At 63.6% G+C, this 16,197-nt stretch carries 15 protein-coding genes; 7 read left to right on the plus strand and 8 right to left on the minus strand.

What is annotated here, in order from left to right:
- Nucleotides 1-350: 350 nt before the first annotated feature.
- Nucleotides 351-1,025, minus strand: a complete 675-nt coding sequence (locus tag ABZ319_RS19880; protein WP_354987907.1) for a TetR family transcriptional regulator — start codon at nucleotides 1,023-1,025, stop codon at nucleotides 351-353.
- A 345-nt stretch (nucleotides 1,026-1,370) separates the two neighbouring features.
- Here ABZ319_RS19880 and ABZ319_RS19885 point away from each other — a divergent pair, with 345 nt between their 5' ends.
- Entirely contained in the window at nucleotides 1,371-2,204 is an 834-nt protein-coding gene (locus ABZ319_RS19885; protein WP_354987908.1) for a methyltransferase domain-containing protein, read from the plus strand.
- 179 nt (nucleotides 2,205-2,383) lie between these two features.
- On the opposite strand, the gene ABZ319_RS19890 is transcribed toward ABZ319_RS19885, so the two are convergent.
- Nucleotides 2,384-3,727, minus strand: a complete 1,344-nt coding sequence (locus tag ABZ319_RS19890) for a hypothetical protein (protein WP_354987909.1) — start codon at nucleotides 3,725-3,727, stop codon at nucleotides 2,384-2,386.
- Between the two features lie 414 nt (nucleotides 3,728-4,141).
- Here ABZ319_RS19890 and ABZ319_RS19895 point away from each other — a divergent pair, with 414 nt between their 5' ends.
- Nucleotides 4,142-5,383: a hypothetical protein gene (locus ABZ319_RS19895; protein ID WP_354987910.1), complete on the plus strand. Its 1,242-nt coding sequence runs from the start codon at nucleotides 4,142-4,144 to the stop codon at nucleotides 5,381-5,383.
- A 719-nt stretch (nucleotides 5,384-6,102) separates the two neighbouring features.
- Here ABZ319_RS19895 and ABZ319_RS19900 read toward each other — a convergent pair.
- On the minus strand, nucleotides 6,103-6,447 hold the full coding sequence (locus tag ABZ319_RS19900; RefSeq protein WP_354987911.1) for a hypothetical protein: 345 nt from the start codon (nucleotides 6,445-6,447) through the stop codon (nucleotides 6,103-6,105).
- Between the two features lie 12 nt (nucleotides 6,448-6,459).
- Here ABZ319_RS19900 and ABZ319_RS19905 point away from each other — a divergent pair, with 12 nt between their 5' ends.
- Nucleotides 6,460-7,299 (plus strand): hypothetical protein, encoded by an 840-nt coding sequence (locus ABZ319_RS19905; RefSeq protein ID WP_354987912.1) that lies wholly within the window; start codon nucleotides 6,460-6,462, stop codon nucleotides 7,297-7,299.
- A gap of 126 nt (nucleotides 7,300-7,425) precedes the next feature.
- Here ABZ319_RS19905 and ABZ319_RS19910 read toward each other — a convergent pair whose 3' ends face one another.
- Nucleotides 7,426-8,871, minus strand: coding sequence for an MFS transporter (locus tag ABZ319_RS19910; protein ID WP_354987913.1), 1,446 nt, complete (start codon nucleotides 8,869-8,871; stop codon nucleotides 7,426-7,428).
- A gap of 126 nt (nucleotides 8,872-8,997) precedes the next feature.
- Here ABZ319_RS19910 and ABZ319_RS19915 point away from each other — a divergent pair, with 126 nt between their 5' ends.
- A complete protein-coding gene (locus ABZ319_RS19915; protein ID WP_354987914.1) occupies nucleotides 8,998-9,582 on the plus strand; it encodes a helix-turn-helix domain-containing protein in 585 nt (194 codons plus the stop codon).
- Nucleotides 9,583-9,886: 304 nt separating this feature from the next.
- Here ABZ319_RS19915 and cynR read toward each other — a convergent pair whose 3' ends face one another.
- Nucleotides 9,887-10,783, minus strand: a complete 897-nt coding sequence (cynR, locus tag ABZ319_RS19920; protein ID WP_354987915.1) for a transcriptional regulator CynR — start codon at nucleotides 10,781-10,783, stop codon at nucleotides 9,887-9,889.
- Between the two features lie 110 nt (nucleotides 10,784-10,893).
- On the opposite strand from cynR, the gene ABZ319_RS19925 reads away from it, so the two are divergent.
- Together ABZ319_RS19925 and cynS are read left to right on the plus strand one after the other, a co-directional pair.
- Complete coding sequence (locus tag ABZ319_RS19925) at nucleotides 10,894-11,472, plus strand: carbonic anhydrase (protein ID WP_354987916.1); 579 nt, start codon at nucleotides 10,894-10,896, stop codon at nucleotides 11,470-11,472.
- Between the two features lie 25 nt (nucleotides 11,473-11,497).
- Nucleotides 11,498-11,968: a cyanase gene (gene cynS / locus ABZ319_RS19930; RefSeq protein ID WP_354987917.1), complete on the plus strand. Its 471-nt coding sequence runs from the start codon at nucleotides 11,498-11,500 to the stop codon at nucleotides 11,966-11,968.
- Between the two features lie 27 nt (nucleotides 11,969-11,995).
- Here the strand turns inward: cynS and ABZ319_RS19935 are convergent, their stop codons facing one another.
- From ABZ319_RS19935 to ABZ319_RS19945, 3 genes are all read right to left on the minus strand, one after another.
- Nucleotides 11,996-13,612: an ATP-binding protein gene (locus tag ABZ319_RS19935; RefSeq protein WP_354987918.1), complete on the minus strand. Its 1,617-nt coding sequence runs from the start codon at nucleotides 13,610-13,612 to the stop codon at nucleotides 11,996-11,998.
- 343 nt (nucleotides 13,613-13,955) lie between these two features.
- Nucleotides 13,956-14,396 carry a BLUF domain-containing protein gene (locus ABZ319_RS19940; RefSeq protein ID WP_354987919.1) on the minus strand — a complete coding sequence of 147 codons (441 nt, stop codon included), beginning with the start codon at nucleotides 14,394-14,396 and terminating at the stop codon, nucleotides 13,956-13,958.
- 47 nt (nucleotides 14,397-14,443) lie between these two features.
- Nucleotides 14,444-15,331 carry a MerR family transcriptional regulator gene (locus ABZ319_RS19945; protein ID WP_354987920.1) on the minus strand — a complete coding sequence of 296 codons (888 nt, stop codon included), beginning with the start codon at nucleotides 15,329-15,331 and terminating at the stop codon, nucleotides 14,444-14,446.
- A gap of 331 nt (nucleotides 15,332-15,662) precedes the next feature.
- Here ABZ319_RS19945 and ABZ319_RS19950 point away from each other — a divergent pair, with 331 nt between their 5' ends.
- On the plus strand, nucleotides 15,663-16,157 hold the full coding sequence (locus tag ABZ319_RS19950) for a DUF6764 family protein (protein ID WP_354987921.1): 495 nt from the start codon (nucleotides 15,663-15,665) through the stop codon (nucleotides 16,155-16,157).
- Nucleotides 16,158-16,197: the final 40 nt, after the last annotated feature.

Consider the following 16,197-nt stretch of genomic DNA (forward strand, 5'->3'; position numbering starts at 1 on the left):
CCGCAGCCTTGAGCAGGCCCACTTGATCGCGATAACCGAGCTGCTCCTAGGTGCCGTGGTCGACATGGACCACAGCACGCTCGCTCAACTCTCCGAACCGGAGATAGGTATGGAAGTATCGGACGCCGACCCGAGTGGAATCGATCGTTGCACCGGCTAGGCCGCGAGCAGCCGCGTCGGAGCGACACGGCGCGAGCGCCGCATCGCGTGCAGCTCGTGAGCACGGCGCATATTGCCGCAGCGGGCAGTTAGGCGCTTGCGATTGTCAGCGAGTGGCTGGTAGGCGGTTGCTCGCACGCTCGACACGCGACCCGACGGTCAAGAGCAGGATCCGCGGCGACGCGCCCATGTCAGGCGCGTCGGGCGTACGCCTGGAAGCCGTCGCAGAGCGCGGTCAGACCCGTGTGGAGCAGGTGCTCGGGCTCGAGCAGATTGCCGGCACCCGTGCCGTGCAGCTCGGCCAGCGCCGGTGGGGTCGGCCAGCGCGGTGCACCCTCGAGCAGAGCGCCGAGGCCCGAACAGTCCGCCGGCTCAACGTCACGGTGCACCAGTAGCCGGGCGCTGACCTGCTGCAGCGCCACGCCTGCGGTGAAGCTCCAGACCGACAGCGACATCCGGGTGCCCTCCCTGGCATCAACCCCGAGATCTCCTGTGAAGCCCTCGACCAGCCAACTCAGTACGATCAGACTGTGTTCGCCAAAGTTGTAGCGCGGCATCGCGAACGTGAACAACACCCACGGATGTTTCTGGTACAGGTACCAATCCACCTCGGCGGCAATCTGGACCCGATCGCGCCAGGTCCAGGACTGGCTCTCAGGGGAGGGGTAGGGATTGCGGCGCGAGACCTCATCGGTCATGGCGGCCAGCAGCGCGTCCTTGTTAGGCACGTGCCGGTACAGCGACATGGCCCCGGCACCCATTCGTTCGGCGATGCGCCGCATCGAGATTCCGTCGATCCCGGATTCGTCAGCCACTGCGATGGCCGCATCGACTATGGCGGCACGGGTGAGCTTGGCCTCGGTCATCGGACGAGTGCTTTCTTCTCTTGGGTGGCTGCGTGTTCTCTGCACTCCGGCTCGCGTGCGATATGTCGTCGCCGAGCGCGAGACTCTCGTTGCCGTAAGTTATTCGCCGAGATGTTGCTTCCCGGTCCGCAAGAACTCGATTCCGTCATGCACCGTCGTCCCACGACCATAGGATGCCTGACCACGCGATCTTGGCGGACCTAATCGAGAAAGTCGGCCGAAAGCTGGATCGGGAGAAGTCTTCAGCGGTCCCACAACCGATTACGCTACCGTCAACTTCGACGTGGGCGGTACCACCAAATATGGGAACTCGTGGGCGGCGGACGTTGGTTAGCATCCGTTGCCATGACGAGCACCGCGAGAATCTTTACGTCTCTCGATATTCAGGCGTGCCTACACGACCGAGAACGAGTTGATCTATTCAGCCGGGCAATTGCCGAGGTCGTCCGCCCTGGCGATGTGGTCGTCGATGCGGGCAGCGGCACCGGACTGCTCGGGATGCTGGCCGTGCGCGCTGGCGCTCGACGGGCCTACTGCATCGAGATCAATGAAGAGTACTTGGATGTCATCGCGGGCCATGCCCTTCTCAACGGTATGAGCGATCAAATCGTCGTCGTCGCTGGCGACGCGGCTGCCATCGATCTTCCGGAGTCAGTGGATGTGCTGATCAGCGAAGTAATCAGTGCCGGATTCTTCTACGAGCCACAGCTCCAGATATTGGCTAATCTTCAACGATTTTTGAAGCCGAACAGCACTGTGATCCCGACACGGATGGTCAATGGCATCGAACTCGTTGCTGCGCAGGAGAAGCTTTACGGCTTGAACTTCGGGTTCGGTACACGATATCATGCACTGCCCGGTGATCGGACGCTGTCGACTCAAGCATTATATTCCGATGTCGACTTCCGTAACAACATCACTACGTCCATTACGGCAGGAGGTTCACTTACGGGAACAGGAGACGGGATCGCCAACGCCGTACGAATTCCGTACCAGTTGTATCTGACACCGTCTCTTCTGAGAAAAGAGCCAACCGAGTTCCTCCTGAATCCGCAAGTAGTATTTCTCGCCGAGCCGATCGAAGTGAAGGCCGGCTGCTGCTATGAATTTCACCTGCGGTATGAGGCGGGAGCGTCACCAATGACTCTTGAGGTAGATCTGGCATTAACAGCATCGTGAGGTAAAAGTGGTCTATATGGTCCACACAAGGTGTGGACCCGGTCCCTGCATAGAGACCTCAGGCCAGCAAAGCGCCGTCCTTGAGTCAGTTCCTACGCACCCGGCGCGGCGGAAACAACATGCAATGCGTGCGGCACCGGGCAGCTTTGTTGAAGCGAGTGTGGCATCTCTTTGCCGTATTATCGATTCTTACGCCCAACGACTACCGCCATGCCTTCGTAGCCTTTGCGTATCAGCACAGGACCGTCACGACCGATCCGCCGATAATGACAGAGCCCATACTTGTCATAGTTCTCTTGAATTTGCTCCATCGACAAGCTAATCGCGGGAAAGAATGTTCGTTCGCCCGCGAAATAGCCGCGTGACCCGAGCATGTGGGCAACTATAAACAAGCCATTCGCTTTCACTGAGCCCATCAGAGAGGCGACGGAATCCTCGAACCCGCTCTCGTCGTCCGTAATCGAGTCGCTGACGAAGAACGATAGCACGGTGTCGTATCGATTCGGCTGAAGTTCATAGATGCTCCCACGTCTCACCGACGACAGAAATTTTACCTTTTGCAGGTCTGCAGGGACCCCTAGAGACCGAATATGTTCCTCGAAGAGCCTCCATTTAGCCTGTTGCTCGTCGTCATGGCTATCGAGTATCCGCCGTAGATATTCGAGATTTGGTGCAGCGACATCGATCAGTTCCAGACTGCCATCGTTGGCGATGAACGGGCTCACCATGAGCGCCGGATATAAATTCGGTCCGGATCCAACATCAGCTACTGATTGCATGCTACCGGGCTTGATGTTCATTTCTTGCAGCGTGTTGATGACGAAATCTATTATTTCGCGATCCTCGGAGAGGATTTTGCGGCCGTAGTTACGTTCGACGTATTCCTCAGCGTCAAACGCGTCCCAGTCACTTTTAACATCCGGTAGATGAGAGAAGTATATGTGGTCGATGCGGTCGATCAACCAGGCATATGGGGTGGCGCGGATAATGTCCAAGGCCTGCCGTTCGGGCGTGATGAATCGATCAGGCAGGATGGTCAGCAGCCGAGGTGTGTAGAGTTTGTCCGCAGTGCCGTGAACACACGGTATCGCGGGTCGGCCGAAGACACCCAGTCTAAGCATGTACCAGGTGGCAATCAAAAGTGAGCACGGATACTTTCCGCGTGTCCGCCGGTAGGCAATGATGCCGCGTTCGAGCTTTCGGTTGCCAATAAGTTTGACCAATTTCGAGCACAGCTTAACCAGCTCCGATTCGAGAACCACGACATCAGGTCGGGCTTGGTTTAGATCGAGCTGCTGAAGGAATTCGGCCATATCAAATTCCTCGATGGGGACGTCCGTGCTGTAGTCATCAACAAGCACTATCTTTACGGCGTCGCTACCGATCGACCCTTTATGAAGCTCTGCAATGCCACGTAAGTGTTGCAACGAGAAGCTCTCATCGGTATAGATATGCGCGTATTCCACTCCCAGGCATCCGGTCGCTGAAAGAGTTCGAACTTTTTCCTGTTCGCGGGGTTCCATATTACCAATCTTTGACGGAGCGTTCGGCCAATTGACGAAATTGCCAAGGCAACTCGTGGACGACTACTGAACCGGCCGCCAAAGAGGTTAAGTGCGAATCGCTCCGGGGGCAATGCCGCTATTCCCACTACTGAGGGTCTACGGCGTTCGCGAGCACAGCGCCGACGGCCGCCACGACTACAGCAGGCACTCGTTGCGGCGCGCACAAGCTTGCGCACTGTTCCCAACCACGAAGCCAGGCATCGAGACTGGCTATAGTCCAAAGAATTTGATCCATTTTCGAGAGAGGTCTCTGGGGTTTAGTGACAAGCGCAACCGGAAGCCGGGCCCCTGAGCACGGGATACATCAATGGATCTGAGTACGCGTCGTCCCACTGTGTATATCGATAGGCGCGGCCGGCCGGGGGGAGCGCGATGAGCTTGCTCGCATGGGACAACTATCGACGTGTGTTCGCTCCTGCGGGCGCTAGAGCGCTGGTGGCTGCTGGCGTGATGGCGCGAGCAAGCCTCTCAACTGTGGGTTTGGGGATCCTGCAGTTGATTTCAGAGACCCGCGGCGGTTATGCCTTCGCCGGCTTCGCCTGTGGTGTGTACATGGTGTGTGCCGCGTTGGGTGGTTTGTTTTGGGGCAGAATTGCCGATTTTCGCGGACAACGGTGGGTTCTGCACCGCACTGCGACGGTCCTGGCAGTAGGTTCCTTCGGAATCCTGTTGTTCACCTCGACGGACTCATCGGGCTTGGACCTCATCACGGCGGCTGCCATCACCGGTGCGGGCATCCCCCCGGCTGGTGCCATGGTTCGGGCACGATGGACCATTTTGCACGCAAAGACACCTTCGCTGGGAGTCGCCTATTCGTTGGAAGCCTCACTCGAAGAGGTCCTGTTCACGTCCGGGCCTCCAGCCATGGGCTTTCTCAACCTGATCAATCCCTACGTTGGACTTCCGATCGTGATCACGATAAACCTGATCGGCATGCTCTGGCTGGCAGCGCAACCGGGCACCGAACCACCCATCGATCTCTTGGCCCCTCGTCAGCAGAACGTAATTATCCTGGTGCGGGGCATGCCGATACTGTTTGTGGCCTCATTCGGATTCGGCGGAATGTTGGGTGCCCTCGACGTTGCCGTCCTGGCGTTCGCAGCAATGGAAGGGCATGAGCAGATCGGCTTGCTTGCGTTGGCGCTCTGGGCAGCGACCAGCGCGATCGGCGGTATGGTCTATGGCGCGATGCGCGATACGGGCGCCAACTATCGCCGTTTCGTTGTCGCAGTGACGATTGTGTGGGTTGCGTTGCTCCCGCTGACGGTTGTCCGAGACCTGACCCAATTGACCGTTCTCTTGGCTATCGGCGGGACCTTCATGGCACCCGCCATGGCAATTCTCACCGGACTAGCCGAGCAGATTAGCCACAGAAGGTCGATCACGCTGGTTCTGGCCTGGATCTCTACCAGCGCCGGCTTGGGTGTAGCTGCGGGAACAATGATCCAAGGTTGGGCACAAGGCTGGGTAGGCGAACGGCCGATGTTCCTCGTATCTCTCGCATTCGCCTCCCTATCTGTGACGGTTGCATGGAGGGGAGCTTCGTCCCTACAACCACCCAGCCCCCCGCGCGCGATAAGTACCACGCCCTGGTTCGACAACGGGACGAGTTGATCCAAGATCACACCACCGCCGGTCACATCGGGGTTGCTTGCCGACTCCGGGTTAGTACCGGGCGATGCACGGTTGACATATTCTGTCGTGCGCAGGAACGGATTGCCCTCTTGCACAGAGCAAATCGTCACAGTGACGTATTCGGTCAAGGTTCCCGAGCGAGGGCAATGACCTACATCGGCGCACAGCGGTGAGTGTCGGCAGAGCGGCCCGAACCGACAGCAAGTCCCAAGCCGACCCTCAACCCGTCAGCCACCGGAATCCTCGGTTGCGACCGCGAAAGAAGTTGCCACCCAACGCCATACAAGTGCCGATAATATATCTTATGTCAATCTGTACGAATCCTCGCCACCCGGCCTCGTGCACATGAACACCCCACATACCTTCCCTGCCGTGTATCGACACAAGAGATGGGTTTCTCTTATCAAAAAGTGTTCTAACACAGCAGGACCGAGATCGCATATAGACCTCGGCGCGACAGGTACCGAGCGCGCTCAGCCGACCTGAGTCCAGTCGGTGAGCACACCCGTCAGTGGTGGTGAGACTGGCCGGTCGCACCACCGACGACAAAGTAGAGTCCTACCACCGGCGTCGCCTCGGCAACGGTTGTGCTCGCCCGGCAAGGATACCGAAATATAGGAGGACCTGATCAAGCTCGTTACCTCGATTGAGGACGGGGGGATCGTCCACCAAGCTCGGGACATTTCCGGCAGAATCTGTCATAGGGTCGCGGGGCCATTACCGCTGTTCCGTTCTTCGGCGTCCTCGTTACCGGCGAACACCGCCATCAACTGCCTGACCCGTGCGGCTCGGATCTCGAAGAGGTCGAGGGCGCTGTCGTCGTCTTGGAAGGTTGACGGCTCGGCAATAGGGGCAGCAAAATTTTGATGGACGGGTTTCGTAGTGGTTCGCTCGTCGCCGAAATGCTGCAGGCGGCCAAACGCATTGCCGAGGCGATTGTTCAGAAGGCGATCCCACAGATCATCAAAACGCATGCTGAATTTCCACGCGAGGTACGGAAAATTCTGGAACAAGTCGAGCAGGTGGATGGGCGGCTCGTACATGACATTGGCTCTATGTTCGGCGCCGGTTCGCGGGGGCCGGATGCGGTAGTCAGCAATGACCCGTTCTACGCGAGGCGGAAGTCCCTGTTCTTCGACGAGGATCCGGTACAGCGGGCTGCTGCGCGGGCAAGGTGGCGGGACGAGCTCGTGGCGCTGGTGTCTCAAGGACGCCATGAGCAGGCAGATCGTGAATTCGGGCGCGTGTTGGGCCTGCCGGAATACAGGTTTCATGGCGTTCCGAAGGATGATCGGCCGCAGGAGCAGTTCGCTGCGGATGGGTTGGTATCGAAGGTTGCAGGGCGTTTTGGTGGGCGAGAAGAGGTGTACCCGCCGGAGCCTTCGGAGCTGAGGTATCTGACCTGGGCCAAGGGGGCGTTGAATCTGGGTCCCGGTGATGTCGTTGTGGATGTCGGTTCCGGCACCGGCAAGGCCATCGACTTCTTCGGGATGTTCACCGATGCGAAGAGGGTGTACGGGATCGAGATCGAACCCGATTTTGCGGCGTTCGCCAATAGGCACGCGGCAGAGCTGGGGTTGCATCATGTCCGGACCCTGAACACGGATATCCTCACGGGTTGTCTCCCCGAGGACGTCACGGCTGTCTATTTTTTTGAACCGTTCGGTTCGACCGAGGGCAATGATGCGGTGGGGACGTTTGCGAACAATCTGGTGGAAGTCGGCGAGCATAGGCCATTGAAGGTCGCTGTGAAGAGTGCGAACCTGGCGGAGCGTTTGCAGGAAAGTGGTGTCTTTTCTTTGCGTGATGAGATGTCATTCCCGTATGTCATCAACGGCGAGGTCAAGGCATCGTCCTGGAAGTTGTTCACCAGTGACCTGGCTGCCGGGCCGTGATGGTGGGAGCAGTCGGGTTTGCCATACAGAGATCGTCACGCGTCGATAGGGAGCCGGGAGCCGCGCAGGTGCGGGCGAGTGCGTCGACAGTTCGACCGGCCTCACTCGTCGGAATCTTCCCACGTGTCATCGGGTAACCGGTTGGAGGTTCCGGAAGGTCAGGGCGACGACGAAGGTCAGGGTCGCGATCGCGGCCGCGGCCGCGAAGGCGGTGGTCATCCCGCCCACCAGGGCGTGCTGTGCCGTGCCGCCGGCGGCGCGGGACGCGGTGCCGAAGATCGTCACCAGGATGGCCAGGCCCAGGGCTGCGCCGGTTTGTTGGAGGGTTTGTAGAGCACCGCCTGCCGCACCTGCCTCGTGGGGTTCGACATTCGACATGATGATGACGTTCAGGGGCGAAACCGTCAGGCCCAGGCCGAAACCCAGCAGGATCATCGCGGCGAACAACAGCGGGAAGTACCCGCTGTCGGCGGTCAAACGGGTGAGCAGGGCGAGGCCCGCGACCATCGACGCACTGCCCGTCATGGCCAGGGGCTTCGGGCCGAAGCGCGGCAGCAGGCGCGGGATCGTGCGGATCACGGCGAACATCAGGACCGCCGTCGGCAGGAACGCGAAACCGGTTGCCAGGGCGCTCAATCCGAGCACGTCCTGTAGGAACTGGGTGAGGAAGAAGAACATCGACATGCCCGCCATGGGCGCGAGGAACATGCTGGCGTAGGCGGCGGCACGATTGCGGTCGGCGAACAGGCGCAGGGGCAACAGGGGCTGGGCCGCACGGGATTCGATCAGCAGGAAGGCTGCGATCAGGATGGCGCCTACGGCCAGGGAGATGTCGGTGGTCGCGTTGCCCCAGCCGTGCGATGCGGCGCTGATGAACCCGTAGACCAGGGCGGTCACACCGGTGGTGGCGGTGATCGCGCCCGGCAGATCCAGGTGCGCCTCCTGCCGGTCGACTCTGGGCAGGTAGCGCAGCGCGAGCACCATGACCGCCAGGCCGAACGGCACATTGATGAACAGCACCGACCGCCAGCTCAGCCATTCGGTGAGCAGGCCGCCCACGATCAGGCCGATGGCGAAACCGGCGCTGGACATTCCGGAGAACAACGCCAGCACGCGAATTCGAGCCTTGGGTTCGCGGAAGGTGGTGGTCAGGAGCGCGAGCGTATTCGGCGCCGCCATGGCCGCGCCGACACCCTGGGCAACCCGCGCGATGAGCAGCCATGCCGCCGAGGGTGCGAAACCGCCCGCGAGCGAGGCCAGGGTGAACAGGGTCGCGCCCGCGAGGAAGAGCGTGCGGCGGCCGAACAGGTCCCCGGCGCGCCCGCCCAGCAGCAGCAATCCGCCGAAGGCCAGGGTGTACGCGTTCATCACCCAGGACAGGCTGGTCGGGCTGAAATCCAGATCGGCTTGAATGCGCGGCAGCGCCACATTCATCACCGTGATGTCCAGGACGATCATCAATTGGCAGGTCAGCAGGACGGCCAGCACGATGCCGGACCGGGATCCCCGATTTTCGGGGACAACGACCTGGCTCCCGGAGGCAGCGCCGTTCGAAGAAAGTGTGGTCGACAAGGGAAGCTCCATCGAATGGGAATCAAACGGAGGTATCCTCCGCTTACGATAGAGCTATCATATGGAGGGCTCCTCCATTTACGCAAGCCTATCCGGAGGGTCCATCCGTTTTCTAGTGGAGGGTTCGTGGGAGCACCGCCGACGGAGAAGCCGATGCGCGCGGACGCGCGCCGCAACTACGAGCGGATCGTGACGGCCGCTCAGCAGGCATTCGCCGAACAGGGCCCGGACGCGCCACTGGAGGAGATCGCGCGCCGGGCGGGCGTCGGAATCGGCACCCTCTACCGCCACTTCCCCAATCGCGAAACCCTGATCGAGGCCGTCTACCGTTCCAGCATCGAGCAGTTGAGCCAGCGCGCTCATGAGCTGCTCGAAGAACACTCCCCCGCTACAGCTTTCGAGCACTGGCTGCGCGAACAGGTGCAATGGGTGATGGACAACCGCGTCCTGGCCACCACCCTCAAAGCCGGCATGGACCACAACACCCCGACCTTCCAGCTGTGCCGCACCGCTATCGTCGGCGCGGCCGCCACCCTGCTGCAGGCGGCTCAGGACGCGGGCGCGATCCGCACCGACATCGAGCCTCGCGACCTGCTCCGATTCGGGCACGGAATCGGAGTCGCCTGCGAGACCACCCCGGACGCCGCCGAACGCCTCATCGCGGTGACACTCGACGGCCTGCGCACCGCACCCGCCGCCGACGGGCACTGATCCGGGCGACTCGCCCGGCCGTATGTTGTTCTCCCCTGAGCGGCGGACCTCCCTGGTCCGGGACCGAGAAGGTGATGGGATCGGTCCGGGTATAGCTCGGTACTGGAGTTCAGGTGTATGACATTAGCGATATTAAATTCATAAATGCGCATAGTTCTATTTTTTGATCTAAAACAAGACGCCGAAAGACAGCTCATCGCTTCGAGTCCGAGCCGCGCAGTGGATCGGCGGCGTTGGCGACCGACAGAGGCGGCCTGGCGACCGAAAGTGGCCGTTGAGAAACGTATTCCGTTGCCGGGGAACGCTATTGCGACGTTGGATCGATTGCCGGTCTCCGCAAAGCGGTGAGCCGGTGGAACGCCCGCGCCGCCGCGGACCGATAGGCGCCCGCCCGGTGAAGCAGGACCGCGGTGCGGGTGGGCAGGGGCGGGTCGAGCGGGACCGCCGTCAGGTCGGGGTGTTCGCGGGTGATCGCGTCCGGCAGCACCGTGGCCAGGGTTGTGCGGGTGACTATCTCGATCACCGCCTGAATCGAGTTGGCTTCCACCGAGATCGATGGCGTCACCGCGTGTTCGCGTAGGTAGGTGTCGATGTGTGCGCGGGTCGCGAAGTCCGCGTTGAGCAGGGCCAGATCGAAGCCGGACAGGGCCGCCACCGGGACCGATGCGGGGGTGTTCGAAGTGCGTGACAGGACCAGGTTCAGGGATTCGGCGAACAGCGGTTCGGCGTCGATCCCGGGCAGGTGGGTTCCGGCGAAAGCGATGCCGAGGTCGAGATCGTCCGCCAGCAGGGCGGATTCGATGGCGTCCTGGCTGGTTTCGCGGATGTCCACGCTGACGCCGGGATAGCGCTCGCGCATCTCGGCGACGATCGGGCCGAGCAGGTAGGCGGTGAAGCTCGGGGTCACCGCCACGCGGAGGTGACCGCGGGTGAGGTCTTCGACATCGCGGACCGCGCGCTCGGCGGCGTCCAGCTCGCTCAGCGCGGCGCGGGCGTGGCGTGCGTACAGCTCCCCCGCGTCGGTGAGGCGGACCGCGCGGCCGCTGCGGTCCAGCAGGGGCGTGCCGACCATGCGCTCGAGCTGGCGGACCTGTTGCGAGAGCGTGGGCTGGGACAGGTGCAGATCGGTGGCCGCACGGGTGAAGTTGCCGTGTTCGGCGACCGCGAGCAGGTAGCGGAGATGGCGGATTTCCGGGGCCATCGCCCAAGTATAGACAGCACCGATCGAGACGATCGATAGCAAGTCTTGGACTCTATACCCCATGGTCATCCACAGTTGTCTTATCGATCCGAGACAGCGAAGGAGAGGCCGTGAACAACCTCAGCGAGGGTGTCCAGCGCTTCCAGCACGAGATCTTTCCGGGCAAGGCCGAACTGTTCGAGCGATTGGCCGGCGCCCACCACCCGGGCGCGTTGTTCATCGGCTGCTCGGACGCGCGGGTGGTGCCCGAACTGATCACCTCCGCCGACGCCGGTGACCTGTTCGTCATCCGTACCGCGGGCAACCTCGTTCCCGCGTACTCCCCAGCCGAGATCGGCGGGGTCACCGCGAGCATCGAGTACGCGGTGTCGGTGCTCGGGGTGAGCGACATCGTGGTCTGCGGGCACTCCGCGTGCGGCGCGATGACGGCCCTGGCCCAGGACCATGATCTGAGCGCGGTGCCCGCGGTCGCCCGCTGGCTGCGGCACGCCGACCCCGCGATGGCGCGGATGCGCTCGCACGGCGGTGCGCCGAGCGTGCAGGAGTTGGTGCGCCACAACGTCGCCGCGCAACTGGCGAACCTGGCCACCCACCCCTCGGTCGCCGCCGCGCGGATCGAGCGGGACCTGACCCTGCACGGCTGGGTCTTCGACATCCCCACCGGCGCGATCGATCCGATCGCGGCCTGAAATCCCACCACCACGAGGAGAACCCATGATTCACGCCCATCTCACCCCCGCCGCACGCGCCGCCGTCACCGAGGCCGCGGTCACGGCCAAGATCACCAAGAACCTGTCCTGGCAGCAGATCGCCGACGTCTCGGGCTTGTCGGTCGCGTACACCACCGCCGCGCTGCTGGGTCAGCATCCGCTACCCGAACAGGCCGCCGTCGCGGTGGCGGAGCTGCTCGAGCTGGACTCCGACGCCGCCGCGGCCTTGCAGGCCATTCCGGTGCGCGGCTCGATTCCCGGTGGCGTGCCGACCGATCCGACGATCTACCGCTTCTACGAGATGCTGCAGGTCTACGGCACTACGCTCAAGGCGCTGGTCCACGAGCAGTTCGGTGACGGCATCATCAGCGCGATCAACTTCCGGCTCAGCGTGGACAAGGTGGCCGATCCGGACGGCGGGGAACGTGCGGTGATCACCCTCGACGGCAAGTACCTGCCGACGAAACCCTTCTGATCCGGACCAGGTCCGACACGGGGACACTCACGACCGGATCTCCCCGTTCACCGCACCGACGGGCTCGAGCCGGTCGGAGGTGGCGAGGGTGAACACGAACCGCGTGCCGCCGGTGTACTCGGTGTCGATCCACATCCTGCCGCCGTGGAACTCGACTATCTTGCGGCACAGGGACAATCCGATGCCGGTTCCGCTGTACTCGTCCCGGCTGTGCAGGCGCTGGAAGATCACGAACACCTTGTCCGCGAATTCGGGGGCGATCCCGATGCCGTTGTCGGAGAAGCTCACCCGGCAACCGGGGGTGTCTCCGGGTTCGGGTTCGCAGTCGATCGTGATCGTGGGTTCCTGGTCGGGGCGGCGGAACTTGATGGCGTTGGTCAGCAGGTTCTGCCAGAGCATGATCAGCAGGGTCGGGTCGCCGACCAGTTCGGGCAATCGCTCGGGGCGGTGCAGGCGCATCCCCGCCTCGTCGGCGGCGGTCGAGACGTTGGCCAGGGCCTTGTCCAGGGCGCGGCCCAGGTCGGTCGGCACCATGTGCTCGTTCACGCGGCCGACGCGGGAGAAGGTGAGCAGATCGTTGATCAGCACCTGCATCCGCTTCGCGCCGTCGACCGCGAATCCGATGTATTGCCTGGCTCGATCGTCGAGTTGGTCGCCGTACCGCTTCTCCAGTAGCTGGCAGAACGAGGCCACCTTGCGCAACGGCTCCTGGAGGTCGTGCGATGCGACGTAGGCGAACTGCTCGAGTTCGGCGTTGGACCGTCGCAACTCCGCCGCTTGCGCGTCGAGATCGGCGGCCTGGTCGGCCAGCGCGATCTCCTTGACGCGCGCGGACTCGAGTTCGGTGACGATGCGCTCGCGCATCGACTCCACCGCCCCGGCCATGTTCGAGACCTCCGTGGGCCCCTGCACGGTGATCCGATGCCCGAAGTCGCCGTCGGCGACCCGGCGGGACGCCTTTTCCAGCGCGGTGAGCGGGCGTACCACCAGCCGGCGCACCAGCACCGTCAGCATCACGGTGGTGATCAGGAAGGCCACGAGCATTCCGGCGAGCGTGGCGTCGCGCACCGTGCGCTTGTGTACGAGATCGGCGCGGTCGGCCCGCTCGGTGGCGGCGAGTTGGGCGTTCTGGGCGGCGAAGTCGTCGCGCAGCCTGTCGAACGCGGCCTGACCGCGGTTGATCGTCGCGGTGTCCACCGGTGTCGGTGTGCCGGGAGTTACCGCGGCGATACGAGGTTCGGCGTAATCACGCCGCCAAGCCGCCGCCGACCGCTCCACGGCGTCGAGACCGGCGAGCAGATCGGCTCTGCCCTGCAACAGGTTCCGCAAGCGCTCGGTGGCTCGCGTCTGTTCCTGGGTGCCGACGGTGAACGGCTCGAGGAAGACGGGGTCCGCGCCCAGGATGTATCCCCGGACCCCCGTTTGCTGGTCCACCAGCGCACCTTGAAGCCGATAGGCCTCGGTGACAGCGGGCTGGATCTGCTTGTTGATCCGGTCGGACACCCGGGCGGTGTGCGAGGTGGCGACCGCCGACAGGACCGCGCCGACCCCCACCACCAGCACCATTGCCAGCAGCACCAGTCCGAACCACGACTGCACCCGCCAACGCCGAATCCAGTTCGCAGGTGTCGCGGGTGTGCTCATCGGTGCTCTTCTCGTGCCGGGGCGGTCAGGCAACAGGTACAGGACCCTGAGCCATACTGCCAATCGTCCGGACTTACGAGGAACGTTTCCGGTCCACCGGTGGACGCGACTCGCCGACCACACCGGATGGCCAGGATTCGCGTCCCGATACGAACCGTGGGTCACCGGCCCCGCGCTCAGGTCTTGTCGATCACACCTCACCGGGGCCGGCCGGATACGGACCTCTGTCGAAATCCTGTGTCCCACAACCCCATGACCGGTGATTTACTTCGGCGACGCGGTCGCGTCGGATGCGTCGTTCTCGATGCGGAAGCCTCGGCGGGCCGTCCTGGCTCGGCCGCTGCTACACACCTGTGTCGCTGTGCGGGTCACCATCCGCGGCGATCACCCGCAACGCGGCCGCCGGGTCGGTGAGCGGGTCCCCCATGTCCTCGGCAACGGTGCGTCCGGGAGTCACCTGCGGCATCTCCTGGTGCTGTAGCCGGGTGAACTTCATCGACCATCCCGAGAACCGCCGCCCGGCGACCGCACCCCGCTGCACCACCGTCAGATCCCGGTGCAGCTCGTCGCGGCAGATCCGCGCGTAGGTTTCCTCCACCGCGTCCTGCTCGCCTTCGAGTACCTGGACGAAACCCGCCCTGTCGTCGCCCCACAGCAGGTAGACCAGCAGGCCGGTGACATCGGCCGCGGCGTTGAGTTCCCGGGCCCGCCCGAGCAGGATGCCCACCTCGGTCTCGCTCAGGACGAAACAGGCCGTGCTGGAGTAGGTGAGCGAATAGGGCATGGCCAATCTTTAGCACAGCTTCGAAACGGGCCGTGCGTGCGCGTCGGTCAGCCGGTGCGATCCGCGAGGGCGGCGGGCTTGTCCGGCTGCCGCTCCCCGGACAGTTCGGTGACGGCGTCGGGAAGGGTCTGGAGTACCCGGGTGCCGGGCGGCAGGGAGATGCCGGTCCACCCGGGCCCGGCGGGGTATATGCGGGCCGATGAACCGACCACCGCGAGCAGTGCGGGATCCGCGGTGTCGGGAGCCTGCGACCACAGCACGACCGAGCTGCGGCGGGTTCGGCGGGTGAGCGCCGTCGAGAGGGCGGACGCCGGCAGGTTCGGGCCGAGCATGTCGGCGTGTACGCCTTTTTCGGCGAGGGCCGCCCGGAGTATTTCGATTGGCAGGGAATGGAACTCGCCGGGGGCGCAGGCGAGGATGACCGCGCCGGACACCACTCGGCTCGGGGCGGGCGTGACGCGATGGAGCGCGTTGACCACCGCCCAGGAAAGCAGGTGTTCCACGTCGATGCAGCCTTCCCCCTCCCCCTGTCTGGCCAGGATCTGTGCGAACGCCGGGCGGCAGAGGTCGTCCCAGGTGCCGGCCACGCCGTGTTGTCTGAGATGGGATTCGAGCAGGTCCATCACCCGGGGGGAATCCAGGTGGAACGCCGCGTCCAGGAGTGCGTCGATCGACTCGGCGGGGCGGGCCACCGGGTGGGCCGAGGTGACCGCTCTGGCCGCACTGGCGGGGCTGGCACCCTGGCGGACCAGGGCGAGCATCCGGGCCGCGGCGTCGATATCGGCGCGGGAGTACAGGCGGTGTCTGCCGGAGCGGTATTGCTGGGGGCCGATGCCGTAGCGCTGGTTCCAGCTGCGCAAGGTCGCCACCGGCATTCCGAGCTGCTCGGCCACCACCCGGACCGGGTACACCTCCTGCTCGCGGACACCGGTCACGACGCCCCTCCTTCCAGCTGTGCGCTGCCTGTTACGGCCGACAGCGCTCGTTGAAGATTATCTCTCGCGGGGGCTGTCGATTCCACGGTGGGACGTGGGATCCCCGCTGTGCGGTGGATGCGTGCTGGGGAATAGCCGATAGCAAGCGGGGGTGATGCATCGTTTTTGCATCGTAATTGAGCTAGGGTGGAAAACACCGAACGCACCCGGACGGGTGCGGAGCATTCCTGAAAAGCACACCGAATCCTTTGGACTGGAAGACATCTCGTGATTCGCCATCGCATCACGCCGCGCGGCGCGGTGCCGGGGTGATCACTCGTAGGAGTACGTCATGAACGCTTCAGCCATTTCCCGTCGCACCGCGGCCACCCTCGCCGGGGCCGCTCCGATCATGTTCGCGCTGTTCCTGAACGCACCCCAGGCCGCGGCGGACACCACCGCCTGCCCCGCTCCGGGCACCGCCGCGACGGCGAACGCCGCCGGGGGCGCCCAGTGCTCGGCCAGCAGCACGGGCGGCGCGGCCGCCGCCTACGGGCTCGACGGCAGGGCCAGCGCCGATGCCGATCCGACCAGCCTGTCGCTGGCCATCGCCCAGGGTGGCGGGACCGCCACCTCGGACGCCGCGACCCTGACCGGGCCAGCGGCGATCGCGATCGGACCGGGCTCGACCGTCACCGCGGTCGGGGTTCGTCCCGGGTTGTCGATCGGCATCGCCGGTCCGGGCGCGACGGTGTCCATCACCGGAACGGCGGGACCGACCTGTACCGGCGGCGTCGGCTTCGCCGGCGATTTCCAGACCCTGCAGGGTTGTCTCTCGCTGGGCTGATTCCCACCGAGGTCGGCCGTGGCCCGCTTCATAAAGGAAG

This window comes from Nocardia sp. NPDC005978 (assembly GCF_040614455.1).
Taxonomy (GTDB): Bacteria; Actinomycetota; Actinomycetes; order Mycobacteriales; family Mycobacteriaceae; genus Nocardia.